At 59.7% G+C, this 25468-nt stretch carries 27 protein-coding genes and 1 tRNA gene; 20 read left to right on the forward strand and 8 right to left on the reverse strand.

Annotated elements, in window-relative coordinates; genetic code table 11:
- The first annotated feature begins 64 nt into the window (after nt 1-64).
- The 5 genes from aroC (at nt 65) to mtnC (ending at nt 4285) form a co-directional block, all read left to right on the forward strand.
- Entirely contained in the window at nt 65-1156 is a 1092-nt protein-coding gene (aroC, locus tag GXB78_RS26910; RefSeq protein WP_329517699.1) for a chorismate synthase, read from the forward strand.
- 34 nt (nt 1157-1190) lie between these two features.
- Nucleotides 1191-2336, forward strand: a complete 1146-nt coding sequence (locus tag GXB78_RS26915; RefSeq protein WP_329517700.1) for an MFS transporter — start codon at nt 1191-1193, stop codon at nt 2334-2336.
- Nucleotides 2333-2959 (forward strand): methylthioribulose 1-phosphate dehydratase, encoded by a 627-nt coding sequence (locus GXB78_RS26920; protein ID WP_329517701.1) that lies wholly within the window; start codon nt 2333-2335, stop codon nt 2957-2959. The genes GXB78_RS26915 and GXB78_RS26920 overlap by 4 nt, the downstream gene beginning before the upstream one ends.
- A 92-nt stretch (nt 2960-3051) precedes the next feature.
- Complete coding sequence (locus GXB78_RS26925; RefSeq protein WP_329517728.1) at nt 3052-3597, forward strand: 1,2-dihydroxy-3-keto-5-methylthiopentene dioxygenase; 546 nt, start codon at nt 3052-3054, stop codon at nt 3595-3597.
- Nucleotides 3598-3601: 4 nt separating this feature from the next.
- On the forward strand, nt 3602-4285 hold the full coding sequence (gene mtnC, locus GXB78_RS26930; protein ID WP_329517702.1) for an acireductone synthase: 684 nt from the start codon (nt 3602-3604) through the stop codon (nt 4283-4285).
- Between the two features lie 174 nt (nt 4286-4459).
- Here the strand turns inward: mtnC and GXB78_RS26935 are convergent, their stop codons facing one another.
- A complete protein-coding gene (locus GXB78_RS26935) occupies nt 4460-4738 on the reverse strand; it encodes a DUF3509 domain-containing protein (RefSeq protein ID WP_016773780.1) in 279 nt (92 codons plus the stop codon).
- A gap of 385 nt (nt 4739-5123) precedes the next feature.
- Here GXB78_RS26935 and GXB78_RS26940 point away from each other — a divergent pair, with 385 nt between their 5' ends.
- The 10 genes from GXB78_RS26940 to GXB78_RS26985 all read left to right on the forward strand — a co-directional run bounded on the left by GXB78_RS26940 (nt 5124) and on the right by GXB78_RS26985 (nt 14351).
- The gene (locus tag GXB78_RS26940; RefSeq protein ID WP_329517703.1) at nt 5124-6962 is read left to right on the forward strand and encodes a long-chain-acyl-CoA synthetase; all 1839 of its coding nucleotides are present in this window, start codon (nt 5124-5126) and stop codon (nt 6960-6962) included.
- A 96-nt stretch (nt 6963-7058) separates the two neighbouring features.
- On the forward strand, nt 7059-7577 hold the full coding sequence (locus GXB78_RS26945) for an ankyrin repeat domain-containing protein (RefSeq protein ID WP_329517704.1): 519 nt from the start codon (nt 7059-7061) through the stop codon (nt 7575-7577).
- Between the two features lie 200 nt (nt 7578-7777).
- Complete coding sequence (locus GXB78_RS26950; protein WP_329517705.1) at nt 7778-8308, forward strand: hypothetical protein; 531 nt, start codon at nt 7778-7780, stop codon at nt 8306-8308.
- A 71-nt stretch (nt 8309-8379) separates the two neighbouring features.
- Entirely contained in the window at nt 8380-8571 is a 192-nt protein-coding gene (locus GXB78_RS26955) for a PLDc N-terminal domain-containing protein (RefSeq protein WP_016773784.1), read from the forward strand.
- Between the two features lie 241 nt (nt 8572-8812).
- Complete coding sequence (speE, locus tag GXB78_RS26960) at nt 8813-9688, forward strand: polyamine aminopropyltransferase (protein WP_016773785.1); 876 nt, start codon at nt 8813-8815, stop codon at nt 9686-9688.
- A gap of 222 nt (nt 9689-9910) precedes the next feature.
- Nucleotides 9911-10144 (forward strand): hypothetical protein, encoded by a 234-nt coding sequence (locus GXB78_RS26965; protein ID WP_042608487.1) that lies wholly within the window; start codon nt 9911-9913, stop codon nt 10142-10144.
- A 208-nt stretch (nt 10145-10352) separates the two neighbouring features.
- Nucleotides 10353-10700, forward strand: a complete 348-nt coding sequence (locus GXB78_RS26970) for a ribonuclease E inhibitor RraB (RefSeq protein ID WP_003223226.1) — start codon at nt 10353-10355, stop codon at nt 10698-10700.
- A 478-nt stretch (nt 10701-11178) separates the two neighbouring features.
- The gene (locus GXB78_RS26975) at nt 11179-12588 is read left to right on the forward strand and encodes a circularly permuted type 2 ATP-grasp protein (RefSeq protein ID WP_329517706.1); all 1410 of its coding nucleotides are present in this window, start codon (nt 11179-11181) and stop codon (nt 12586-12588) included.
- Nucleotides 12589-12600: 12 nt separating this feature from the next.
- Nucleotides 12601-13551: an alpha-E domain-containing protein gene (locus GXB78_RS26980; protein WP_329517707.1), complete on the forward strand. Its 951-nt coding sequence runs from the start codon at nt 12601-12603 to the stop codon at nt 13549-13551.
- A complete protein-coding gene (locus tag GXB78_RS26985; protein WP_329517708.1) occupies nt 13548-14351 on the forward strand; it encodes a transglutaminase family protein in 804 nt (267 codons plus the stop codon). The genes GXB78_RS26980 and GXB78_RS26985 overlap by 4 nt, the downstream gene beginning before the upstream one ends.
- Before the next feature lie 121 nt (nt 14352-14472).
- Here GXB78_RS26985 and GXB78_RS26990 read toward each other — a convergent pair whose 3' ends face one another.
- Together GXB78_RS26990 and GXB78_RS26995 are read right to left on the reverse strand one after the other, a co-directional pair.
- Nucleotides 14473-15294, reverse strand: a complete 822-nt coding sequence (locus GXB78_RS26990) for a c-type cytochrome (protein ID WP_329517729.1) — start codon at nt 15292-15294, stop codon at nt 14473-14475.
- 330 nt (nt 15295-15624) lie between these two features.
- Nucleotides 15625-15810: a hypothetical protein gene (locus tag GXB78_RS26995; protein WP_329517709.1), complete on the reverse strand. Its 186-nt coding sequence runs from the start codon at nt 15808-15810 to the stop codon at nt 15625-15627.
- A 59-nt stretch (nt 15811-15869) separates the two neighbouring features.
- Here GXB78_RS26995 and GXB78_RS27000 point away from each other — a divergent pair, with 59 nt between their 5' ends.
- The 3 genes from GXB78_RS27000 (at nt 15870) to GXB78_RS27010 (ending at nt 20064) form a co-directional block, all read left to right on the forward strand.
- Nucleotides 15870-17075 (forward strand): acetyl-CoA C-acetyltransferase, encoded by a 1206-nt coding sequence (locus tag GXB78_RS27000; protein ID WP_329517710.1) that lies wholly within the window; start codon nt 15870-15872, stop codon nt 17073-17075.
- Nucleotides 17076-17098: 23 nt separating this feature from the next.
- On the forward strand, nt 17099-19243 hold the full coding sequence (locus tag GXB78_RS27005; protein WP_329517711.1) for a 3-hydroxyacyl-CoA dehydrogenase NAD-binding domain-containing protein: 2145 nt from the start codon (nt 17099-17101) through the stop codon (nt 19241-19243).
- A gap of 92 nt (nt 19244-19335) precedes the next feature.
- A complete protein-coding gene (locus tag GXB78_RS27010; RefSeq protein WP_329517712.1) occupies nt 19336-20064 on the forward strand; it encodes an amidotransferase in 729 nt (242 codons plus the stop codon).
- 68 nt (nt 20065-20132) lie between these two features.
- Here GXB78_RS27010 and GXB78_RS27015 read toward each other — a convergent pair whose 3' ends face one another.
- The 3 genes from GXB78_RS27015 to GXB78_RS27025 all read right to left on the reverse strand — a co-directional run bounded on the left by GXB78_RS27015 (nt 20133) and on the right by GXB78_RS27025 (nt 22873).
- Entirely contained in the window at nt 20133-21104 is a 972-nt protein-coding gene (locus tag GXB78_RS27015; protein WP_042608479.1) for a magnesium and cobalt transport protein CorA, read from the reverse strand.
- 134 nt (nt 21105-21238) lie between these two features.
- A complete protein-coding gene (locus GXB78_RS27020) occupies nt 21239-21961 on the reverse strand; it encodes a 1-acylglycerol-3-phosphate O-acyltransferase (RefSeq protein ID WP_329517713.1) in 723 nt (240 codons plus the stop codon).
- Nucleotides 21962-22183: 222 nt separating this feature from the next.
- The gene (locus GXB78_RS27025; protein WP_329517714.1) at nt 22184-22873 is read right to left on the reverse strand and encodes a crotonase/enoyl-CoA hydratase family protein; all 690 of its coding nucleotides are present in this window, start codon (nt 22871-22873) and stop codon (nt 22184-22186) included.
- 64 nt (nt 22874-22937) lie between these two features.
- Here GXB78_RS27025 and GXB78_RS27030 point away from each other — a divergent pair, with 64 nt between their 5' ends.
- Entirely contained in the window at nt 22938-23174 is a 237-nt protein-coding gene (locus GXB78_RS27030) for a hypothetical protein (RefSeq protein ID WP_329517715.1), read from the forward strand.
- Nucleotides 23170-23259: transfer RNA gene (locus tag GXB78_RS27035), tRNA-Ser, on the forward strand. The genes GXB78_RS27030 and GXB78_RS27035 overlap by 5 nt, the downstream gene beginning before the upstream one ends.
- A 168-nt stretch (nt 23260-23427) precedes the next feature.
- Here the strand turns inward: GXB78_RS27035 and GXB78_RS27040 are convergent.
- Together GXB78_RS27040 and GXB78_RS27045 are read right to left on the reverse strand one after the other, a co-directional pair.
- Nucleotides 23428-23886 (reverse strand): glycine zipper 2TM domain-containing protein, encoded by a 459-nt coding sequence (locus GXB78_RS27040; protein WP_329517716.1) that lies wholly within the window; start codon nt 23884-23886, stop codon nt 23428-23430.
- Between the two features lie 183 nt (nt 23887-24069).
- A complete protein-coding gene (locus GXB78_RS27045; RefSeq protein WP_329517717.1) occupies nt 24070-25338 on the reverse strand; it encodes an OmpP1/FadL family transporter in 1269 nt (422 codons plus the stop codon).
- Nucleotides 25339-25468: the final 130 nt, after the last annotated feature.

Here is a 25468-nt window from a genome sequence, read left to right on the forward strand (position 1 = left end):
TCGGTTAGCCTGCGTATACTGGCGCGCATCAAGAATTCGGGTTTGATTTCACGGAGCGTCCTGCATGTCCGGCAATACCTACGGCAAGTTGTTCACTGTCACCACCGCTGGCGAAAGCCATGGTCCGGCGTTGGTCGCCATTGTCGACGGCTGCCCGCCGGGCCTGGAGATTTCCCTGGAAGATCTGCAGCGCGACCTCGATCGCCGCAAGCCGGGCACCAGCCGCCACACCACCCAGCGTCAGGAAGCCGATGAAGTCGAAATCCTCTCCGGCGTGTTCGAGGGCCGCACCACTGGTTGCGCGATCGGCCTGCTGATCCGCAACACTGACCAGAAGTCCAAGGACTACTCGGCAATCAAGGATCTGTTCCGCCCGGCCCACGCCGACTACACCTACCACCACAAATACGGCGAGCGTGATTATCGCGGCGGCGGCCGCAGTTCGGCGCGGGAGACCGCGATGCGCGTGGCGGCCGGGGCGATCGCCAAGAAGTATCTGGCCAGTCAGGGCATCGTCATTCGCGGTTACATGAGCCAGCTCGGTCCGATCGAGATTCCGTTCAAGACCTGGGATTCGGTAGAGGAAAACGCCTTCTTCAGTCCCGATCCGGACAAGGTCCCGGAGCTGGAAGGCTATATGGACCAGTTGCGCCGCGATCAGGACTCGGTCGGGGCGAAGATCACCGTGGTCGCCGAAGGGGTGATGCCGGGTCTTGGCGAGCCAATTTTTGATCGCCTCGACGCCGAACTGGCCCACGCGCTGATGAGCATCAACGCAGTCAAAGGTGTCGAGATCGGCGCCGGTTTTGCCTGTGTCGCCCAGCGTGGCACCGAGCACCGCGATGAACTGACGCCGCAAGGTTTCCTCAGCAACAACGCTGGCGGCATCCTCGGCGGTATCTCGTCCGGTCAGCCGATCGTTGCGCATCTGGCGTTGAAACCGACCTCGAGCATCACCACGCCGGGGCGTTCGATCGACGTGAGCGGCAACCCGGTCGACGTGATCACCAAGGGGCGTCACGACCCGTGCGTCGGCATCCGTGCCACGCCGATCGCCGAAGCGATGATGGCCATCGTGCTGATGGATCATCTGCTGCGCCACCGTGGGCAGAACGCCGATGTGCGCGTGAGCACGCCGGTGCTGGGCCAGCTCTGATGGCTGCGCTCAAAGCCGTCGCGGCATAACCGGCGTGGCGGCGCTCCCTTACTGGCGGCTGTCCAGTTTCTATCTGTTCTATTTCGCCTTGCTCGGTTCGACAGCGCCGTTCCTCGCGCTGTACTTCGATCACCTCGGCTTCAGCGCCGCACGCATCGGCGAGCTGGTGGCGATTCCGATGCTGATGCGCTGCGTGGCGCCGAACATCTGGGGCTGGCTCGGCGATTACACCGGCAGACGCCTGGCCATCGTGCGCTTTGGCGCGGTCTGTACGTTGCTGACCTTTTCGCTGATCTTCGTCAGCCAGACCTATGCCTGGCTGGCGATGGTCATGGCCCTGCATGCGTTTTTCTGGCACGCGGTGCTGCCGCAGTTCGAAGTCATCACTCTCGCGCACCTGCAAGGGCAAACGTCGCGCTACAGCCAGATTCGCCTGTGGGGCTCGATCGGTTTCATCATCACCGTGGTGGTCTTGGGGCGGTTGTTCGAATGGCTGAGCCTGGACATCTACCCGGCGGCGCTGGTACTGATCATGGCCGGCATCGTCCTCAGCAGTCTGTGGGTGCCGAATGCGCAGCCGGCGCAAGGCAATCGGCCGACGGGCGAGGGCTTTCTCAAGCAACTGCGCCATCCCGGCGTGCTGGCATTTTATGCTTGTGTGGCGCTGATGCAGGTCAGCCACGGACCGTATTACACCTTTCTGACTTTGCACCTCGAGCGCCTCGGTTACAGCCGTGGCGTCATCGGCATGCTTTGGGCTGTCGGTGTGGTGGCGGAAGTACTGATGTTCATGGCCATGAGTCGCATTCTGGCGCGGTTTTCCCTGCGTCGGGTGCTGCTGGCGAGTTTCCTCCTGGCGGCGTTGCGCTGGCTGCTGCTCGGTTCGTTTGCTGAATTTCTCTGGGTGCTGTTGTTCGCCCAAGTGCTGCACGCAGCGACGTTCGGCAGCTTTCATGCGGCTGCCATCGCTTTCGTGCAACGTAGTTTCGGCGCCCGCCAGCAAGGTCAGGGCCAGGCGTTGTATGCGGCACTGGCCGGCACCGGCGGGGCGCTCGGCGCGCTGTATTCCGGTTACAGCTGGAATGCGCTCGGCCCAGCATTGACCTTTAGTATTGCCAGTCTCGCAGCGCTTGCCGCTGCCGTTATCATTGCCACACGTATGCAAGAGGACAGGCCATGAGCCTTAGCCGTGAACAGCTCGCCCAACAAATCGTCGACGCCGGGCGTTTTCTATATGGACGGGGCTGGTCGCCAGCCACCAGCAGCAACTATTCGACACGCCTGTCGCCAAGCGAAGCGTTGCTGACGGTGTCGGGCAAGCACAAGGGCCAGCTGGGTGTGGATGACGTGCTCGCCACCGATCTGTCCGGCAATAGCCTGGAGCCGGGCAAGAAACCCTCCGCCGAAACGTTGTTGCATACCCAGCTCTACAGCTGGCGCGCGGAGATCGGTGCGGTGCTGCACACCCATTCGGTGAACGCCACGGTGCTGTCGCGCCTGACGCCGGAAGACTTCATCGAGTTTGAAGACTACGAACTGCAAAAAGCTTTCAGCGGCATCTCGACTCACGAATCGCGGGTGCGCGTGCCGATTTTCGACAACGATCAGGACATTGCGCGCCTCGCCGCCAGGGTGCAGCCTTGGCTCGACGCCCATCCCGACTGCGTCGGTTATCTGATTCGCGGCCATGGCCTGTACACCTGGGGCGCGCAGATGAGCGACGCGCTGCGGCAGATCGAGGCCTTTGAATTCCTGTTTGAATGCGAGTTGAAAACCCGCAGCGTCATGAACCGCCAAGGCTGAGTTCACCAGAAACAGCCCGTTTGCCTGATGACATGCTGCGCCCGACCGGTCTTGAAGAGCCGGACGGCGCCGCCGCTACCGAGAAATTGCCCATGAGCAGCCTGTCCGTTTATCACGTTTCCAGCCCTGAGATTCCCAACAAGGTGCTGACCCATTTCGAAGATATCGCTTCGACGCTCGCCGAGCAGGGCGTGCGGTTCGACCGCTGGCAAGCCGCCGCGAAGATCCAGCCCGGCGCCAGTCAGGAAGAAGTCATCAGCGCTTATAAAGAGCAGATCGACAAACTGATGACCGAGCGCGGTTACATCACCGTTGATGTGATCAGTCTTAACAGTGATCACCCGCAAAAAGCCGAACTGCGCGCCAAGTTCCTCGAAGAACACCGCCATGGCGAAGACGAAGTGCGATTTTTCGTTGCCGGTCGTGGCTTGTTTACCCTGCACATCGACAATTACGTCTATGCCGTGCTCTGCGAGAAGAACGACCTGATCTCGGTTCCGGCCGGTACCAGGCACTGGTTCGACATGGGTGAGCATCCACATTTCGTGGCGATCCGTCTGTTCAACAACCCGGAAGGCTGGGTTGCCAATTTCACCGGCGAAGACATCGCTGGTCGCTTCCCGCGTCTGGAGGACTGAAACCGTGTCGATCAAAGCTATCCTCACCGACATCGAAGGCACCACCAGCGCGGTGAGTTTCGTCTTCGATGTGCTGTTTCCGTACGCCGCCAGACACTTGCCGGATTTCGTGCGCCAGAACGCGTCCCGCACTGACGTCGCCGGACAGCTCGACGTCGTGCGCCGCGACAGCAACGAGCCGCAGGCCGATGTTGAACGGGTTGTTGAAATCCTCTTGAGCTGGATCGCCGAAGACCGCAAGGCCACGCCGCTCAAGGCATTGCAAGGCATGGTCTGGGAGCAGGGTTATCAGGCCGGGCAGTTGAAAGGCCACGTTTATCCGGATGCGGTTGAAGCGCTGCAACGCTGGCATGCCGCCGGTTATCAACTGTTTGTGTACTCCTCCGGATCGATCCAGGCGCAGAAACTGATTTTCGGCTGCTCGGAGGCAGGGGATCTGACGCCGCTGTTCAGCGGCTATTTCGACACCACGTCGGGGCCCAAGCGGGAGGCGCAGTCCTATCGCAATATTCAGCAGGCGGTAGGTGTAGAGGCAGATGAAATCCTGTTTCTGTCGGACATCGTCGAAGAGCTCGACGCTGCGCAGGCAGCCGGTCTGAAAACCTGCGGGCTGGCGCGTGAAGGCGGGGAGTTGGCTGGGCATGTAACGGTCGACAGCTTTACCGGAATCGAACCGGAAGCCTTCTGACCATTGCACAAGTCCCTGTAGAAGCTGTCGAGTGAAACGAGGCTGCGATCTTTCGATTTAGGCATGAAATCAAGATCCAAAGATCGCAGCGTGCCGCAGCTCCTACAAAGATCATGCGCACATAAAAACAGGCCGTGAAGCGCATGCTCCACGGCCTGTTTTATTTAAAGCAAATTACAGCGAGTGATACGTCGGCAGGGCAAAGCGCTGCTGGCTCTGCAGCATTGCAATTTGCGGCAACTCGCTGGCCTGTTCGGCCAGGTCACGGCGGATCGCGCTGATCGCCCACGACAGTTGGTCACCGGCATGCAGCTGCTGATACGAGAGGGCGCGTTTGAAGACTTTGCCGTCGCTGCTACGCAAAGTGAGCAGGATGCCACCGTCAGGACGTGGGGCAGTGCTGACTTCGTAGTTGGAGAACAGCGATGTAAATTTTTCTTGAATCAGGCTCATGTCATCAGCTCCGTATGTACTTGAATGGCAAGCATGCGGAGGTAGTTGCAGCGTTTGTGCCAGTATTGATTAGAATAAAAAACCTTATAAATCAATCGGTTGCAATCGTTGCATTTTGCAGGCGTCGTGCAATCTGCATGAATGGCCATCGTGCATCCTGCATTTTGCGTGATTTTTCCTGGCACAACGGAACCAAACGTCCGTACCAGAATCCACGCTTTCCCATCCAGCGCGACGGGATACAAATCATTGCAAAAACCGCGTGTACAGCCTCGCGAGCGCTGACGTACTTTCCCTCTCGACCTTCGATAAAACGCGTCGGTCGCAGCCATTACCCGATAACAAGAACAGCGATCTGCACGTCAAGGTCGAACGGGGAGCTTTCATGCGTCACGCACCAAGCGACACGATTACCTGGGGCATGATGCTCCGCAAACTGCCGATGATTGCCAAAGCCATCCCACGGGTGGTCAAAGGCATGAAGGTCGCCAACGTCACGGATCCGACCCAAACGTGTGGCCTGGGCTGGACCTTCGAGCAGGCGGCGCTGCGCAATCCAGACGGCGTGGCGTTGATGCAGGATGACGTTGCGCTGACCTACACGCAGGTCAACCAGTGGGCCAATCGCATCGCGCATTATCTGAGCGAGCAGGGCATCGGCAAAGGCGATGTGGTCGCGGTGTTCATCGAGAACCGTGCGGAATTGCTGGTGACCATTCTCGCGTTGGCCAAGCTCGGTGCGGTCAGTGCGCTGCTCAATACCTCGCTGATGCGCGACACGCTTGTCCACAGCATCAACCTGGTCGCGCCGGTGGCTATCGTGGTCGGCGCAGAGTTGATTGCGACCTATGCCGGCGTGCGTGATGAAGTCTCCATAGCTGCACCACGTACATGGTTTGTCGCCGATCAAGACACGTACAGCCATCCGGGCATCGCGCCCGAGGGTTACGTCAATCTGATCAGCGCCAGTGCCGACGCCAGCAGCGACAACCCGCCAAGCAGCGCGCAGATTTTCTTCGACGATCCATGTTTCTACATCTACACCTCTGGCACCACCGGCCTGCCCAAGGCCGGGGTATTCAAGCACGGGCGCTGGATGCGCAGTTCGGCAAGCTTCGGCATGATCGCCCTCGATATGGGCCCGGATGACGTCGTCTACTGCACCTTGCCGCTGTATCACGCCACCGGCCTGTGCGTGTGCTGGGGCTCGGCGATCAACGGCGCTTCGGGTTTTGCCATCCGGCGCAAATTCAGCGCCAGTCAGTTCTGGAATGATGTGCGCCGCTATCGCGCGACCACTATCGGCTATGTCGGCGAGTTGTGCCGCTATCTGGTCGAGCAACCTGCCAGCGCCGATGACAGCCGCCATGACGTACGCAAGATGATCGGCAATGGCTTGCGCCCCGGCGCGTGGGGCGAGTTCAAGACGCGTTTCGCCGTCGAACACATCTGTGAGCTGTACGCCGCGAGCGACGGCAATATCGGTTTCAGCAATATCCTCAATTTCGACAACACCGTCGGTTTTTCGCTGATGGCCTGGGAACTGGTTGCCTACGATCACGACAGTGGCGAGCCGTTGCGCGGCGAGGATGGTTTCATGCGCAAGGTCGGCAAAGGCGAGCAGGGCCTGCTGCTGGCACGGATCGACGACAAGGCACCGCTGGACGGTTACACCGATCCGCAGAAAACCGACCGCGTTGTCGTGCACGATGTGTTCAACAAGGGTGATCGCTTTTTCAACACTGGCGACCTGCTGCGCAACATCGGATTCGGCCACGCGCAGTTCGTCGATCGCCTCGGCGATACCTATCGCTGGAAGGGTGAAAACGTGTCGACCACCGAAGTCGAGAACCTGTTGCTGCAGCATCCGTTGATTTCTGAAGCGGTGGCGTACGGCGTGGAAATCCCCAACACCAATGGACGCGCGGGGATGGCCGCAATCACCCCCGCCGAATCCCTGGCCACGCTGGATTTCGCCGAACTGCTGAGTTTCGCCCGACAACGCATGCCGGCCTATGCCGTGCCGTTGTTCCTGCGGGTGAAAGTGAAAATGGAGACCACCGGGACCTTCAAATACCAGAAGACTCGCCTGAAGAAAGAGGGCTTCGATCCCGGCCTCACCGGCGATGATCCTATCTTCGCCTGGCTCCCCGGCAGCGAAACTTACGTGCATGTCAGTGAGGAAATCCTTGCTGAAATTCAACAAGGCAAACATCGATATTGAGCATGGCTATCGGGACACTCGGAAAAAACCGAGTGACAGCCACCGTCGCGCTCGGGAAACTGTCGGCTTTCCGATAGACCGAAAATGGAGTGCCACATGTCTGACCAAAGCCGCCAGATGACCCCTGATGAAGCTGCCGAATTCACCGAGCAGGTTTTCAACAAGGCGCGCGACGGTGATGCCGAGATGCTCGATCGCCTGGTCACCGCCGGGCTGCCGGTGAACCTGAAAAACAGCAAGGGCGACACGTTGTTGATGCTCGCCAGCTACTACGGCCATGTTGATGCAGTGAAGGTCCTGCTTAAACACAAGGCCGATCCGGAAATGCGCAATGGCAACGGCCAGAGCCCGATTGCCGGTGCTGCGTTCAAAGGCGATCTGGCGGTGGTCAAAGCGCTGGTGGAGGCGGGTGCCGAAATCGAAGGTTCTTCATTCGACGGCCGCACGGCGTTGATGATGGCGGCGATGTTCAACCGCGTTGAAATCGTCGATTACCTGATCGGCAAAGGTGCAGATCCGAAGGCCAAGGACGCCAATGGCGTCACCGCGCTGGACGCGGCCCGGACCATGGGCGCAGTCGATACCACCGCGCAGCTGGAAAAGTTGCTCGCTTGAAGGCAGATGTGGTCCCTGTGGCGAGGGAGCTTGCTCCCGCTCCAGTGCGCAGCGCTGGCAAAAATGGCGGCCTTCGGATTTTTGAGGTCCGCTACGCAGCCCAGCGGGAGCAAGCTCCCTCGCCACGGATGTCGGGTGTGCTGAATAATGCGTTATCCTTCGCGCCCTGAAAATCTACCTTCGCCACAGGATCCGCCCTCATGAAAGCCGCACTCGTCGAACTCATCAGCAAAATCAGCTCCGGCTGCATGGGCGAGGACGAGATCCTGAAAGTCGCCGACGAAGCCGCGCAGGCCTATGCCGACCCCGGTGCTTTTCTGGCAGCCAATCCGGATATCAACTACGACGACACCTTCCCGATTCCGCTGGGTGAGTGGGTGGTGGTCGGCAGCCTGCCGGAAACCGTGCTGTTCCAGGCCGACACCTACGTCGACCTTTTCGCGCAAATCGTCGCTTCGTTCGGAGCGGGTGTGGATTTCAACCTCAAGCCCAAGCAACTGGCCAAGACCGAAGCACTGACCGCACTCAACCGCATCCAGGTGCAGATGAGCAGCCTGAACAAGGAAAACGGCGGGTACACGCTGATGAATTTCAGCCAGTTGCTCGACGACGAACTGCAAATGGTCCTGGTCTACGGCAACGACGTGCCCCGCGTGCTCGAGTTGTGCGCCGAGGTCGGCATCGCCGCTGCGCCGGCACTGGAAGCCTTGAAGGTCGCCGTTCACGTCTGAACGCAATAAAAGGGAACCCTGCGCGCGACCGTCTATCCTAAAAGTGCATGCCACTATTCTGGAGCGACACTATGGGTTCCACGTTCAACGGTCTGATTGGCCTGATCATCCTTGCCCTCGACATCTGGGCCATCATCAACGTGCTGAAAAGCGGCGCCTCCACCGGGATGAAAATCGTCTGGGTGTTGCTGATCATCCTCCTGCCAGTGCTGGGCCTGATCATCTGGGCGATTGCCGGGCCACGGGGCAACGTCCGGATCTGAGCAGATTTTCGATCACACTGTCATCCCTGTGGGAGCGAGCCTGCTCGCGAAGACGTTGTGTCAGTCGCCATCACCGGCAACTGATGCTCCGCTTTCGCGAGCAGGCTCGCTCCCACAGTGGTTTGCGCTGGTAAAAAACAAGCTGAGGTTCGACCTGTCATCTTCGGCAACGTAGAATGCGCGCCTTTCCCGGGCAATCGTCCCCACGATGGCGCCCGCGCATTTATCGGAGCACTTGACCATGACCGTCACCAAGACCAGCGAGTACCTGGAAACCCTCTACGAAGGCTACGGCCAGCGTTTTCGCATGGAAAAACTGCTGCACGAAGTGCGCACCGAACACCAGCATCTGGTGATCTTCCAGAACCCGCGCATGGGCCGCGTCATGGCGCTGGATGGCGTGATCCAGACCACCGAAGCCGACGAGTTCATCTACCACGAGATGCTCACCCACGTGCCGATCCTCGCCCACGGCACTGCCAAGCGCGTGCTGATCATTGGCGGCGGTGACGGCGGTATGCTGCGCGAAGTGACCAAGCACGCCGGCGTCGAGCACATCACCATGGTCGAAATCGACGGCACCGTGGTCGACATGTGCAAGGAGTTCCTGCCGAACCATTCCGCCGGTGCCTACGACGACCCGCGCCTGAACCTGGTGATCGATGACGGCATGCGTTTCGTCGCCACCACCACTGAAAAATTTGACGTGATCATCTCCGACTCCACCGACCCGATCGGCCCGGGCGAAGTGCTGTTCTCGGAGAACTTCTACCAGGCGTGCCACCGTTGCCTGAACGAAGGCGGCATCCTCGTCACGCAGAATGGCACGCCGTTCATGCAGATCGACGAAGTCAAAACCACCGCTGGCCGCCTGCGCAGCCTGTTCCCGGACTGGCATTTCTACCAGGCCGCCGTGCCGACTTACATCGGCGGCTCGATGACCTTCGCCTGGGGCTCGACCAACCCGGCCTACCGCAAGCTCAGCCGAGAAACCCTGCAACAGCGCTTCATCGGCAGCGGCATCGTTACCCGCTACTACAACCCGGAAATCCACATCGGCGCGTTCGCTCTGCCGCAATACGTGCTGCAAGCGGTCAACAAGCCAAGCAACGACTGATACTTCCCCGCAAAAAACCTCCCTGTGGGAGCGAGCCTGCTCGCGGAAGCGCAGTGTCAGCCAACTCAATGTCGACTGGCACGCCGCCTTCGCGAGCAGGCTCGCTCCCACAACGCTCATCGGTTTTTCCTGACCACATGCTGTAATCCTTTTGAACCAACTCTCGCGGAAAAAAGTCGAGATAGAGGTAAGCCCATCTACGGGTTGATCGAGGAGGCACTGATGCAAAAGTGGAAAGTCACTTTCGTGGATGATCATGGTGAAATCGTTGATGAGATCTTCGAACGTGAGGAATGCCCGTCCGATGATGAAGCCGCACGGCTGATCAAGGAGCGGCTTCTTCCGGTCGCCGCCCAGCTGGATCTCAATGATCTGGAAGGGCGCACCGCCGATGCCGGGGTGAAAAACCTCAAGACCCAGAACGGCATCGAAATCCGCAGCATCACACCTGTCTGAACACATCCTGTCATCTCGTAAACCAGGCCTTGGCAGCGGCGCTCTCTTGGGGCTACTCTGCAAGCGAGATCAGCGAATGGATCGCTAAGGTCTGGTCTTGTCAGCTACATGCTTGTTTCCCGCGCGCAACCACGTTGCCGTAGTACTTAGGCCAAAGGCCCGGGGCGGGAATACGGAAAGTCTATCCATCAATCGAGGGGGACGATTCATGAGCACAGCCTATCAAGAAGACATCAGCAGCAACGTTCTGCGCCGCATGAAAGAAGGCGGTTTCGATTTTTCCCGGTTCCATCCCATCGAGTTCTACGCGATTTTCCCGGACGAGGAGCGGGCGCGCAGGGCAGCAGGCAAATTTCGCGGTGAGTCCATCAATGCCCAGGTCAGTGCGCGCGATGACGGCGCCTGGTCGCTGGAATTGAGCAAAGTGATGTACGCAACCTATGACGACATTGGCGATTTCGAGCAGGGCTTCTCTGCCGTGGTCGAGCCGCTGGGCGGCATTATCGAGGGTTGGGGCGTGAAGCAGGAGGTGCGCAATCGTTACCGCCTGAATTGATATTGCGCATTGTTTGGCGGGCAACGGCTGACCTTCGGGTCGGCCGTTGTTGTTTTCGGTATCTGCAAATCGCTGTGGCAAAACCCTGAAACAAGAATCCCGGGCAAAAAAAAAGCCACCGGAGAGGGTGGCTAAAAGGGAAGACAGGTATGCAGTGAAGTCTTGGCGGGACGGGGCCGCCAAGGCTGTCCGGATCAATTGAGCTGGCGACTTCGCGGCGTCGTGCCGCTGAAGTTTTGCAGCGAATGCGCGGATTATCCGCAGTCGCTGCCGGGCAGTGAAATCAACTCTGACTATGCTGGTGATAGGCGATGCAGTGCGTCGCAATGAAGCGGGGGCAATCGGGCCGGGGCATTTGCCGCACAGGAATGGTGCGCTGCCGCTGGCGTGGATCTACAACCGATTGAATTCAAAGCGTTTATGCCGATGGCACGGGCCTTGCGAAGGCCTGTATGTCCGGAGTGACAAGGAGTACGGCATGATCCGCACCTTTTTTGACGAGATGTACGACGGCGGCGGTCTGGTTCGCCCGCATTACCGGGAATTTGCCCGTTGGCTGGCCGAGACGCCTGACGAGTTGCTTGCGCAGCGCCGACGCGAGGCCGATCTGCTGTTCCACCGTGCCGGCATCACCTTCACGCTCTATGGCGACGAACAGGGCACCGAGCGCCTGATTCCGTTCGATACGATTCCGCGCAGCATTCCTGCCAGTGAGTGGCGGATCGTCGAGCGCGGCTGTATCCAGCGGGTCAAGGCGTTGAACATGTTTCTCGCCGACCTCTACCATGAGCAGCGCATCATCAAGGCCGGGATCATTCCCGCCGAACAGGTGCTGGCCAACGAGCAATACCAGTTGGCGATGCAGGGCCTGGACCTGCACCGCGACATCTACTCGCACATCTCCGGCGTCGATCTGGTGCGCGATGGCGATGGCACTTATTACGTCCTCGAAGACAACCTGCGCACACCCAGCGGCGTCAGCTACATGCTCGAGGACCGCAAGATGATGATGCGCCTGTTCCCCGAGCTGTTCGCCGCTCAGCGCATCGCGCCGATTGATCACTATCCCAATCTGTTGCTCGACACCCTGAAAAGCTCCAGCCCGATCGACAATCCCAGCGTCGTGGTGCTGACGCCGGGGCGCTTCAACAGTGCATTCTTCGAGCATGCATTTCTGGCGCGGGAAATGGGCGTGGAACTGGTCGAAGGCGCGGATCTGTTCGTGCGTGACGACAAGGTGTTCATGCGCACCACCGACGGTCCGAAAGCGGTCGACGTGATCTATCGCCGCCTCGACGACGCATTCCTCGATCCGCTGGCGTTCAACCCGGATTCGATGCTCGGTGTGCCGGGGCTGCTGTCGTCCTATCGCTCCGGCAATGTGGTGCTGGCCAATGCCATCGGCACCGGAGTTGCGGACGATAAATCGGTGTACCCGTTTGTCACCGACATGATCCGTTTCTACCTCGACGAAGAGCCGATTCTGAAAAACGTGCCGACCTGGCAATGCCGCAACCCGTCCGAGCTGTCCCATGTACTGGCCAATCTTCCGGATCTGGTGGTCAAGGAAACCCAAGGCTCCGGCGGATACGGGATGCTGGTCGGGCCGGCCGCGACGACGGCGGAAATCGATGCCTTTCGCGAGCGCATCAAAGCCAAGCCCCATGCCTACATCGCGCAACCGACGCTATCGCTGTCGACCTGTCCGACCTTTGTCGAAAACGGCATCGCGCCGCGCCATATCGACTTGCGTCCGTTCGTGCTGTCCGGCCGTGAGACCCGGGTCGTGCCCGGTGGTTTGACCCGTGTCGCGTTGCGTGAAGGCTCCCTGGTGGTGAATTCCTCCCAGGGCGGCGGCACCAAGGATACCTGGGTAGTCGAGGATTGAAGGAAGCTTGCCATGTTAAGTAGAACTGCCTCGGATCTGTACTGGATGTCGCGTTACCTGGAGCGTGCGGAAAACCTCGCACGCATGCTCGACATCAGTTATTCGCTGTCGCTGATGCCGCAGGACGGGCGCGGCGATGGTCTGCACGAACTCGCCATGCCGTTGCTGATCACCGGCACCCTCGACGATTACCTTGAACGCCACGGCGAACTGCACGCCGAACGCCTGCTGCATTTCTTCGCGCTGGACGCGGCCAACCCGGCGAGCATCTACAGCTGCCTCGGCGCTGCGCGGGCCAGTGCCCACGCAGTGCGCGGGCGCATCACCGCCGACATGTGGGAAAACATCAACGCAACCTGGCTGGAAATCCGCGGCATCGCTGAACAGGGCCTGAGCCGCTACGGCATGAGCCGTTTCTGCGAATGGATCAAGGAGCGTTCGCACCTGTTCCGTGGTGCGTCCTACGGCACGATCATGCGCAACGACGCGTTTCGCTTCATTCGTCTGGGCACGTTCATCGAGCGCGCGGACAACACGCTGCGCCTGCTTGACGCCCGTTACGAAATGGCCGGCGATCAGGCCGAGGCGGTAAGCGATGGCACGGCGCACGCCTATTACCAGTGGAGTGCGCTGCTGCGGGCGTTGTCGTCGTTCGAGGCCTACACCGAAATCTACCGCGATGCGCCCGGCGCCCGGCACGTCGCCGAATTGCTTTTGTTGCGCGCCGATGTACCCCGTTCGCTGCGCGCCTGTACCGAAGAGATCGACCAGATTCTCGCGCAGCTGCCCGGCGCCAATGGTCGTCCGGCACAACGCCTGGCGGCGGAAATGGACGCGCGCCTGCGCTACACCGGCATCAACGAAATCCTCGAAGAAGGCCTGCACGCCTGGCTGACCGAATTCATCCCGCTGGTGCGCCAGTTGGGCAACGCCATTCACAGTTCCTATCTGGAGGCCGCATGAGACTTTCCATAAGCCACGAGACCACCTATCACTACGAAGATCAGGTGCGCGCGAGCATCCAGTACCTGCGCCTGACGCCTCACGACAGCGAGCGTCAGCACGTGCTCAGTTGGCAGCTGGATTTACCGCGCCCGGTGCGTGCGCAACTCGATCCGTTCGGCAACATCCTGCATGTATTGACCATGGACGAGCCCCACGAAGCGATCATCATTGGTGCCCGTGGCCAGGTCGATATCGATGAATTGCGCGAGGCCGAACATGAAAGCCAGTCAGCGCTGCCGTTCCTGCGCTTCACCCGCCTGACCGAAGCCGACGAAGCCTTGCGCGAGTTTGCCGAGAAGAACTGCAAGCAACGGCGTGACCGCACTGCGCTGATCGACCTGATGCACGGTCTGAATCAGCACATGACCTACACGCCGGGCTCGACCGAAGTCGACACCAGCGCCGCCGAGGCTTTCGCCGGTCGTGCCGGGGTCTGTCAGGATCATGCTCATGCATTTCTCGCCTGCGCGCGCAGCCTTGGCGTGCCGTCGCGTTATGTTTCCGGTTATCTGTACAGCGAGGATTGCGAACATCTGGCCAGCCATGCCTGGGCGGAAGCGTGGCTGGATGACGCGTGGTACAGCTTCGACGTGACCAATCAACTGGCGCGCCCGGAGCGCCACCTGAAGCTGGCGGTGGGTCTGGATTATCTCGATGCCTGCCCGGTACGCGGCATGCGCCGGGGCGGCGGCTGCGAGCAGATGCATGCGAAAGTGTTCGTCTCGCCGACGCCGGTGATCTCCGTGCAGCAGCAATAGCTCGACGTACGTAACATCCCGGTGGGAGCGAGCCTGCTCGCGAAAGCGGTACATCAGCCAGCCAATTAGCGTCTGACACGCCGCCTTCGCGAGCAGGCTCGCTCCCACAAGGGAGACTGCATCAAGGTTTAACTTTGCGTCCGGCCATGTGCTTGAGATACCCCACCAGCATTTCCAGATCCCCGTCCGGCAACACCTGCGCCGAAAACCCCGGCATCTTCGCCTGCGGCCACTGGCGCAAACTCTGCGGATCGCGGATGTAGCGCTTCAGGAAGTCCGCACCAAAATACTCGGTCGGGCTGAACGGTATATTCAGATCCGGCCCGAACTGCGCATCCCCGGCACCATTCAACCGGTGACAGGCCAGGCAGTTTTTTTGAAACAAGGCAAAACCCTTGTTCACCGGGTCATCAATCTTCAAGGCGGGATCGGGCAGCAGGGCAGGGAAGCGTTGCGCCACCGGGGCTATCAACTTGATGCTGGCGACTTCGAACGGCCACTGCTCGGGGCTGATATTGCCAGCCTGCGGATCGGTCCAGACCAGGTAGAACGGTCCAGCGCTGTGCTTGCCGGCGGACAACGCTGGCCACGGCTGTGCCGGGTTCTCGATGGCCAGCCATGCTCGTGCGCCGTCCTTGTTCAGCAAGGGCGCAGCGGCCAATTCTGCGGCGAAGCCGTCCAGCGCCACCGCTTGCAGGTGATCCTCAGGTCTGACGCCGGTCAGCAACGCAGCCAAGGGCACGGCCTGATAGGTCATGGCCTTCTTGTAGGAAACATCATCGTTGATGGTGAGGGTTTGCAACTGAGGATGCTTGAGCAATTCGTCGGTCTGCCAGGTGCGGCTGTTTGCGCCCAACTGCAGATCCAGTTGTGCGGCAGACACCGGCAAGCTCAGCAGCAAGGCACTGAGCGCAATGAGCGTTTTCAAATGATCGCCGTCCATGTCGTGGTAATGCGCAAAGGTTGGCACAACCACGCTGGCCCGGGTAGCGAGCCAGTCACATTTCCGTGGCGATATACAGCACGTGACGTTTGAATCAGCCGATGACCTTGGTCAGATTCGGCAAGATCAACAACAGCGTCGTGGCGAAAAGAATGAGTCCTGCTTGACGTACTTTCGGTTGTTTGAACATGGCTGACCGCCTTTATTGTTATTTCCTGATGCATGCCTGACTGCATATCCATGACGGCACGCGTTGCACTTCCTGTTGAAGGACGCCCGTCTCGGCAAAACCCGACGGCGATGACGTACATGTTTACCTTAGGGCCCACGTCAGCCTTGGCTTAGATCCATTTCATATGGAGTACTTGAAAAAAGCTTTAAAAATGACATGAGGCGTATTGCCAGCTTCTTTGCCGCCCGCTGGCTAGACAACTCGGCGACCTGAACCGGTTCACCTGTTGTCGGATGACCGTCCGTCTGAGCGCGCACGTCAAGCGCTTTGAGCACTGTGGTCATTGCCTCCCGGCCTGCGCCGCGCGAGAGTGAGGCGACAATAAATCAGGTTCGAGGACGTCATGACTGAAGCTTTGATTTTCGATGCGTTACGCACCCCGCGTGGCAAAGGCAAGGCCGATGGCGCGCTGCACAGCGTGAAGCCGGTCAACTTGGTGGCGGGTTTGCTGAGCGCTTTGCAGTCACGCACCGCACTGGACACCAGTCAGGTCGATGACGTCGTTCTCGGCTGCGTCACGCCGATCGGCGACCAAGGTTCGGACATCGCCAAGACGGCGGTGCAAGTAGCCGACTGGGACGTCAGCGTCGCCGGCGTACAGATCAACCGTTTCTGCGCTTCAGGTCTGGAAGCCGTGAATCTCGGCGCGATGAAAGTGCGCTCCGGCTTCGAGGATCTGGTGGTGGTCGGCGGTGTCGAGTCGATGTCGCGGGTGCCGATGGGCAGCGATGGCGGCGCCTGGGCATTGGACCCGCAAACCAACCTGCACAGCCACTTCACCCCGCAAGGCGTCGGCGCCGATCTGATCGCCACCCTCGAAGGCTTCAGTCGTCAGGACGTCGATGCCTACGCGCTGCACTCGCAGCACAAAGCCGCACGGGCGCGGGCCGACGGCTCGTTCAACAAGTCGTTGGTGCCGGTGCAGGATCAGAACGGCATCATCCTGCTCGATCATGATGAGTTCATTCGCGCCGAATCGACCCTCGAAGGCCTGGGCAAACTCAAGCCGAGTTTCGAAATGATCGGTCAGATGGGCTTCGACGCCACCGCGCTGCGGGTCTACAGCCATGTCGAGCGAATCAACCATGTGCACACGCCGGGCAATAGTTCCGGAATTGTCGACGGTGCGGCGTTGATGCTGATCGGCTCCGAAGCCAAGGGCCGCGCGCTGGGGCTGCAGCCACGGGCGCGCATTGTCGCCACGGCCGTCACCAGTACCGACCCGACGATCATGCTCACCGGCCCGGCGCCGGCGACCCGCAAAGCGCTGGCCAAGGCCGGACTGCGCGTGGAGGACATCGATCTGTTCGAGGTCAACGAAGCGTTTGCTTCGGTGGTGTTGAAATTCATCAAGGACATGGCGGTTGACCCGGACAAGGTCAACGTCAACGGCGGCTCGATCGCCATGGGCCACCCGCTGGGCGCCACTGGATGCGCGATCCTCGGCACGCTGCTTGATGAACTGGAAGCGCGGCACCTGCGCTACGGCCTGGCGACGCTGTGTGTCGGCGGCGGCATGGGCATTGCCACCATCATCGAACGCCTCTGAGCCCGACTTCAAGGAACCCTGTTATGAGCGAAGCCATTCGTTACGAAAAAGGCCAGGACGCTATCGTCGTGCTGACCATGGACATGCCGGGCCAGAGCGCCAACACCATGAATGCCGTGTATCGCGAGGCCATGGCCGCTTGCGTGGCGCGGTTGTCAGCGGAAAAACACAGCATTGCCGGAGTGATCATCACCTCGGCGAAGAAAACCTTTTTTGCCGGCGGCGACCTCAATGAACTGATCAAGGTCGGCAAGCCAGAAGCCAAAGCCTTCTACGACATGGTGCTGACCCTCAAGGCGCAGTTGCGCAGTCTGGAAACCCTCGGTAAACCGGTGGTCGCTGCGATCAATGGCGCGGCGTTGGGTGGCGGCTGGGAAATCTGTCTGGCCTGCCACCATCGCATTGCTGTGGACGATGCCTCGGTGCAACTCGGTCTGCCGGAAGTCACGCTGGGTCTGTTGCCGGGCGGCGGCGGGGTGGTGCGCATGGTGCGCATGCTCGGCATCGAAAAAGCCCTGCCGTACTTGCTCGAAGGCAAGAAGGTGCGCCCGCAACAGGCGTTGCAGGCCGGCCTGATTGATGAATTGGCAGCGGACAGAGATGAGCTGCTGGCCAAGGCGCGCGCCTGGATTATCGCCAATCCGACGGCAGTGCAACGCTGGGACGTCAAGGGCTACCAGATTCCGGGCGGCACGCCATCGAACCCGAAAGTGGCGCAGATGCTGGCGATTGCGCCGTCGATCCTGCGCGCGAAGACTCAAGGCACGCTGCCAGCGCCGGAAAAGATTCTCTGCGCGGCGGTGGAGGGCGCTCAGGTCGATTTCGACACCGCACACCTGATCGAAACACGCTACTTCACAGAACTGACGACCGGGCAGATCTCGAAAAACCTGATCGGCACGTTCTGGTTCCAGTTGAACGAGATCAACGCCGGCGGTTCCAGACCGCAAGGTTTTGCGTCTTATAAAACCCGGAAAGTCGGTGTGCTCGGCGCCGGCATGATGGGCGCGGGCATCGCGTTTGTCAGCGCCTCGGCCGGTATTGACGTGGTGCTCAAGGACATCAACCTCGCCGCTGCCGAGAAGGGCAAGGCGCATTCCGCGGCGCTGCTGGATAAAAAAGTTGCCCGTGGCCAGATGACTGTCGAACAGCGCGAGGCGGTGCTGGCGCGGATCGTTGCGAGCGAAAGTGATGCCGATCTGGCTGGTTGCGATCTGATCATCGAAGCGGTGTTCGAGGATCGCCAACTCAAAGCCAAGGTATCTGCCGCCGCGCAACAGGTGGTGGGTGGCGCAGCGGTCATCGCTTCCAATACATCGACGCTGCCGATCACCGGCCTGGCGACCGCCGTGCCGGATCAAAGCAAATTCATCGGCCTGCATTTCTTCAGTCCGGTGGAAAAAATGCCGCTGGTGGAAATCATCAAGGGCGTGCAGACCAGCGACGAAACCCTCGCCCGCGGTTTCGATTTCGTCCTGCAAATCAAGAAAACGCCGATCGTGGTCAACGACAGTCGCGGCTTCTTCACTTCACGGGTGTTCGGCACGTTCACCAACGAAGGCATTGCCATGCTCGGCGAAGGCGTCAGTGCACCGATGATCGAGACCGAAGCGCGCAAGGCCGGAATGCCGGTGGGGCCTCTGGCAATCTCCGACGAAGTTTCCCTCAGCCTGATGAGCCATATCCGCCAGCAGACGGCCAAGGACTTACAGGGAGAAGGGAAACCGCTGATTGAGCACTCCGCCTTCGCCGTGATTGACTTGATGCTCAATGAATTCAAGCGGCCGGGCAAAGCTGCGGGAGGCGGATTTTATGACTATCCAACGGGCGCCCAGAAGCATCTGTGGCCGGAGCTGAAAACGCGTTTCGAGAAGGCGGACGGGCAGATTCCAGCGAAGGATGTGCGTGATCGTCTGTTGTTTGTGCAGGCCATCGAAACCGTGCGCTGTGTGGAGGAGGGCGTGCTGACCTCGACGGCGGATGCCAACGTCGGTTCGATCTTCGGCATCGGATTTTCCCCGTGGACCGGCGGTGCGCTGCAGTTCATCAACCAGTATGGCCTGAACGACTTCATCGCCCGTGCGCAGTATCTGGCCGAGCAATATGGCGAGCGTTTTGCGCCACCGGCGTTGCTGCTGGATAAAGCGGCGAAAGGTGAAATGTTCTAGGGCAGGCGAGCATTTCGGGGCTTGCCTTGGCCAGGTGTTTCAAGGCAGGCTCTGGGGTGTTCATTATTCCCGTCACCTGTCAGGTATTTTTTATGTCGCTGCGCATCTGCATTCTCGAAACCGACATCCTGCGTCCCGAGCTGATCGATCAGTATCAGGGCTATGGGCAGATGTTCCAGCGCCTGTTCTCGCAACAACCGATTGCCGCTGAGTTCACTGTCTACAACGTGGTGAAGGGGGAGTACCCAAGCGACGATCAGACTTTCGATGCGTACCTGGTCACCGGCAGCAAAGCCGATTCGTTCGGTACGGATCCGTGGATCCAGACCCTCAAGACTTATCTGCTGAATCGCTACGAGCGCGGCGACAAGCTGCTCGGCGTGTGCTTCGGCCATCAATTGCTGGCGCTGCTGCTTGGCGGCCAGAGCGAGCGCGCATCCCAGGGCTGGGGCGTCGGCACGCACAGCTACAAGCTGGCGGCCAAGGCGCCGTGGATGAGCCCGGTGCGCGAAGAGCTGACACTGCTGATCAGCCACCAGGATCAAGTAACCGCGCTACCGGAAAACGCCACGGTGATCGCGTCGAGCGATTTCTGCCCGTTCGCGGCTTATCACATCAACGATCAAGTGCTGTGCTTCCAGGGCCATCCAGAGTTCATTCACGATTACTCGCGGGCGCTGCTCGAACTGCGCCAGGAAGCGCTGGGCTCGCAGATCTACAGCACGGGTGTCGCCAGCCTTGAGCTCGAGCATCATGGCGCTACGGTTGCGGAGTGGATGATGCGGTTTGTGGCGCACAAGCCGGAAGCTGCTCAACGCTAAAAGGGCCTGCTCCCACAATCCCTGTGGGAGCGAGCCTGCTCGCGAATCGCCCGGCCAACGCGGTCCTGCTACAACCACCCCGACCGCTTGAAACTCGCCCACAAACTCACACACCCCACCGCAATAAATCCCAGCACGGCAAAATAGCCGTAATGCCAGGTCAACTCGGGCATGTTCTGGAAGTTCATCCCGTAAATCCCTGCCACCGCCGTCGGGAACGCCAGAATCGCTGCCCACGCCGCGAACTTGCGTTGCACCACGCTCTGCCGCGACGCCTCGAGCAGCACGCCGATCTCGATGGTCTGGCTGGCAATGTCCGCCAGTGTGCTGAGGTCTTCCATCTGCCGCGTCACGTGAATCTGCACATCGCGAAAGTACGGGCGCATGTTCTTGTCGATGAACGGGAAGCTGAGCTTTTGCAGCTCTTCGCCGATTTCCACCATCGGCGCCGCATACCGACGCAAGCGCACCACGTCACGGCGCAAACCGTGCAGTTTCTGGATGTCGCGCTCGTTGAGGGCGCTGCACAGCACGTTGCGCTCCAGCTCATCGATCTCGGCGTGGATCGCTTCGCCTACTGGCTGATAGTTCTCGATGACGAAATCGAGCAGCGCATACAGGACAAAATCCTCCCCATGCTCCAGCAACAGCGGACGCGCCTCACAGCGTTGTCGCACTTGGGCGTAGGACGCCGAGTGGCCGTTGCGCGCGGTAATGATGTAGCCCTTGCCGGCGAAGATATGCGTCTCGATGAATTGCAGAACGCCGTGTTCGCGAACGGGCGAGTAGGTGACGATAAACAGAGCGTCACCAAAGGTTTCCAGTTTTGGCCGGCTGTGTTTTTCCAGCGCGTCTTCGATGGCCAGTTCGTGCAGATTGAACTGGCGTTGCAGGTTGGATAATTCCTGTGCGTCCGGCTCTTCCAGGCCGATCCAGACGAAGTGGCCGGGTTTGGCGGCCCAGGCGGCGCCTTCATCAAGCGTGATATTGGTGACTTTCTTGCCTTCGCTGTACACCGCAGCAGCAACAACTCGACCCATGGTGGTGGTTCACTTCTTCTTGGCAAATGGCAGGGGTTACATGGCTTCAGCTTAGCCGTGTCGATGCTTGAGAGTCAGTGAAACCTGGACAGTTCACCCGGCAAAAGAAAACCCGCACAGCGCGGGTTGTCTTTTTACGCCGCTTGCAGTTGCCGATCCATCGACTCGATGCAGTCACGCATTTGCTCGCGGCATCGCTCGATGAGCATGGGCATGTCATCCATGCTCAAACCGGCTGTAGGAATTGCCGGCAGCGAACGTATGAGAACGTTGCCGCTGCGCCAGCGATTCAGGCGCATGTGCTTGACGTAACTGCTCACGCACACCGGAACGATTGGCACGCCGGCGGCAATTGCCATCTGGAATGCGCCTTTCTTGAACGGCAGCAAATCTTCACCGAGGTTGCGGGTGCCTTCCGGAAATACCCAGATCGAGGTGTCTTCGTTTTGCAGGGTATGAGTGGTCGTCAGCATCGACTGTCGCGCCTTGTGCGCATTGCCACGGTCGATCAGCACATTGCCGGCCAGCCAGAACAACTGGCCGAACAGCGGCACCCACTTCAGGCTTTTCTTGCCGATACACACGGTGCGGCGCGGGACGACGTTGCCGAACACGAACAGATCGTAGTTGGACTGGTGGTTGGCGATGATCACGCAACTGTCAGGCTTGTTGATCAGACCGTTGACCTCGGACTTCACCCGCAAACGTAAAATACACATCGCCGGCAAGGCGTAGAGGCGGGCGCACAGTCGGCTGTTGTCCGGATTGAACGGGCGGCACAATCCCAGGATCACGCCCAGCACGCCCGCCAGAATAAAGTGCAGGCCCATCAACAACATACGAAACACGAACAGCATTTTTACAGGCCCACCGGGACAAAAGGTGGCGCAGTGTACGGATGTGCACTGTTTTCGGCAATTGCCCCTATAGAGTGCGGAGATGGCCGATGTTTAAGCGCATGTTTCAGCGATGCCTGTCAGGCGCATCCTAGAGCTGTCTAGCGAATATTCAACGCTGAATGTAAGAAAAAGCCCGACGCGCGGGTCGGGCTGTTCTCTCACCGGCAGATCCTCGATGAATCAGCCCAAGTGCTGTTGATCCTGCAGGATGGCGTCGTCGAGGGTTTCCAGCAGTTGCTTGCGCACTTTGAGCTTGGTGTTCTTGTGCGCCAGCATATTGATCTTCTTCAACTGACGCGCGGCAGCCAGGGCGGCGCCCTGCAATTCTTCGGCAGTGACGACTTTGTCGAGGAAGCCTGCGTCTACCGCACTTTGCGGATCGAACATCTCGCCATTGATCACCGAGCGATGGAAGGCCGAACGCCGCAAGCGGTCACGCGCCAGCTCGATGCCGGCGTGGTGCATGGTCATGCCGATCTGCACTTCGTTCAGACCGATGCTGAACGGGCCGTCGACACCGATGCAGTAATCGGCGGACAACAGCAGGAAAGCGCCCTTGGCCACGGCGTGCCCCGGACAGGCAACGATTACCGGAAACGGGTGAGAGAGCAGGCGACGAGCCAGCGTCGAGCCGGCTGTCACCAGCGCAACGGCCTCTTTCGGACCCGCCGTCATCACCTTCAAATCATAACCACCCGAGAGAATTCCCGGTTGCCCGGTAATGATAACCACGGCGCGATCCGCCACCGCCTGATCCAGCGCCGCGTTAAACGCAGCGATCACATCCGGGGAAATGGCGTTGACCTTGCCATTGTTCAGGGTCAGGGTCGCGATACCGTCTTCGAGGTGGTAGGCAATCAACTCGCTCATGACGCTATTCCTTATTAGAAAGATGGGCAGACGTTACCCACCGCCGCAGGCCAGGTAAAGCGCCGTGACTGACCTGCCGGTCACCGTTTTGCGCTTCAGCCAGCGCCGTGCGCCTGTTGCCTTCTATAAAGGAAGCGCGCGGCCCACCCGAGGTTGGCGGATTTGCCATCGTCTGCTTTCGCGCAGTGCAACGTGTTCTCTTAAGCGCATGAAAATTCTGAAAAAAAGTTTGCCATCGGAAAAGCTTTCGACTACATTAGCGCGCCTCGACAGACAGAACATGTCTGCAGAGATACGGTGAAGTGTCCGAGTGGCTTAAGGAGCACGCCTGGAAAGTGTGTATACAGGAAACTGTATCGAGAGTTCGAATCTCTCCTTCACCGCCACATTTGAATAACGAAGCCCCTGAAAAATCCAGATTTTTCAGGGGCTTCGTGTTTCTGGCAGGCGAAAAGGCCAACAGTAAAAAACCCGACTCAGTTCGGGTTTTTTTGTGCCTTGGGCGCGCAGGCGTCTTCAGTTGCTCGAATGAACCCGCTTCCTGTGCGCACCTTTCAACTACCTTGCGCTACCACCCGGGCATCATTGCCTGAGCCTTCGATGTAAACATTCATGCCTTTACTCAGCGACGGATTGATCGGCTGAGTCACCGATACCAGCACGCCACTTTTGACCCGCACTATGATCTGTTGCGCCTCTTTGGGCTGGTCATACTTTTTCTTCTCTGCGTAATTGCCGCCGACGGCACCGGCAAGCGCGCCTGCCACCATGGCCACATCGCGCCCGGTGCCGCGCCCGATCAGGCTGCCGATTCCAAGCCCGCCCAGGCCGCCAAGTACGGCGCCTACGCCACTGTCGTGATTGGTCTGCATTTGCGTCAGTGATATCTGCTCAATCTTGCCGGAGCGGATTTCTGTTTCACCGGCGCCGCCATCGCTTGATCCCACTGCGGAGCAGGCGCTTATCAGTACAGTGGCCACCGCAAGCGTCAGCCAGGACGAGATAGCTTTCATCGTTTGCACCTCATTATTGATATTTGATGGCAATGCCTTTGAGCTTGCGTCCCTCGATCGTACTTATGTCACGGCTCCACAGTGGCCTGGACACATACGCGGCGACAGGCTGGATCTGGTCGTAAACCACGACTACCGCGGTGCGCGCTCCATGGACATAGTCGGTTTTTCGCTGATATCGCTTCAGAATCGCCAGGTCATGTTGCCGGTCAGGGCTTGAATCCAGGCGTCTTCGAACTTGCCGGAGACGCGATTGCCCGAGATGTCCTTGGTCTGGTCCACCGGCATGTCGCCGAGCCAGACCATGGCCCAACTGACGTTGATGTCGGTGTTTTTGTCCAGGGCGTAGGTAGCGCCAGTGGCGAGGCGCCAGGATTCGCCCATCGGCACGATCACGCTGCGTTTGCTATCGGAAACGGCGCTGCTGTCGTAGGCCACACCGACGTTCCACAGCCATTGTTCGGTGGCCTGGTATTGCGCGCCGAGAGACAGGTGCCAGGTGTCCTTGAAGCCCGCGTCGACCGATTTCGACTGTGCGCCAAAGGCTGTGGTGTCGACCTGTACACCGACCTCGCCGAACTCCGACCAGTCCTGCCAGTTCGCCGAGGCGAGCAGGGCCCATTGCCGGTCCAGTTGCTGGAACAGGCTCAGGGTTACGGTCTGCGGCACCGTGGTGTCGATCTTGGTATTGGTATCGTTGATGCGCTCCAGCAGGCGGCCGTCGCCTTTCACATCCAGCCGGTCTTCGAAGTCCAGATCGACTTTGCTGGTGTAGGTCAGCCCAATTCGCGTGCCAGTCTGTGGGGCATAGATCACCCCGACGTTGGCGCCATAACCCCAGGCACCGTCCTTGTACTTGTACTGACCGTCAGCGCGGTCGGTGAAGCCGAAAGGCGAGCGGTCGATCGCGGTCTGCGCCTGCAACATGCCATACATGGCCTTGACGCCTACACCGACCGACCATTGCTCGTTGAAGCGATACGCCACGCTGGGTACCAGGGACAGGCCCAGCAGGCTGGAGTTCTGCGCGAAGTAGCGACCGTGCCAGTCGTTGTCGTAGTTGACCGCCAGGCCGAAATCTCCGTATTGGCCGAAGCCGACGCTCCAGTGGTCGTCCAGTTCATGACTGATGAAGAAACTTCCACCGGGAATGGGGTCGAGGGCATTACCACTGTTGCTGCCCGACACGTTGCTACCGGCATCGCGATCAAAACTGAGGTCGCCATACAGCACTTGCAAGCCGCCGGTGATCTGCGTACCCGGCAGGTAACTCATGCCCGCCGGGTTGCTGGCGATGGTCGATGGGCCTTGAGCACGGGCAGCGGCACCGGCGTTGGCCAGGCCAGCGTTATCGGTGCCGATTTCATAAAGCATGATGCCGCCGGCCCAGGTTTGCTGGCAGCACAGCGCGAGGAGCGTACAAGCAGGCAGGGCCGTGTTTTTGATTGGCATGGTTAACCTCCGTCCATTTTCGAATTAACGTAGCGCACGCACACATGTCCTTTGGAATTGCAGCTGGCGTATCACACGCCTGTTCAATTCGAATTGAGACTAGTGCGGAAAACCCGACCCTGGCTGTGCA

Origin of the sequence: Pseudomonas moraviensis subsp. stanleyae (genome assembly GCF_036283065.1) — a bacterium.
GTDB lineage: Bacteria > Pseudomonadota > Gammaproteobacteria > Pseudomonadales > Pseudomonadaceae > Aquipseudomonas > Aquipseudomonas stanleyae.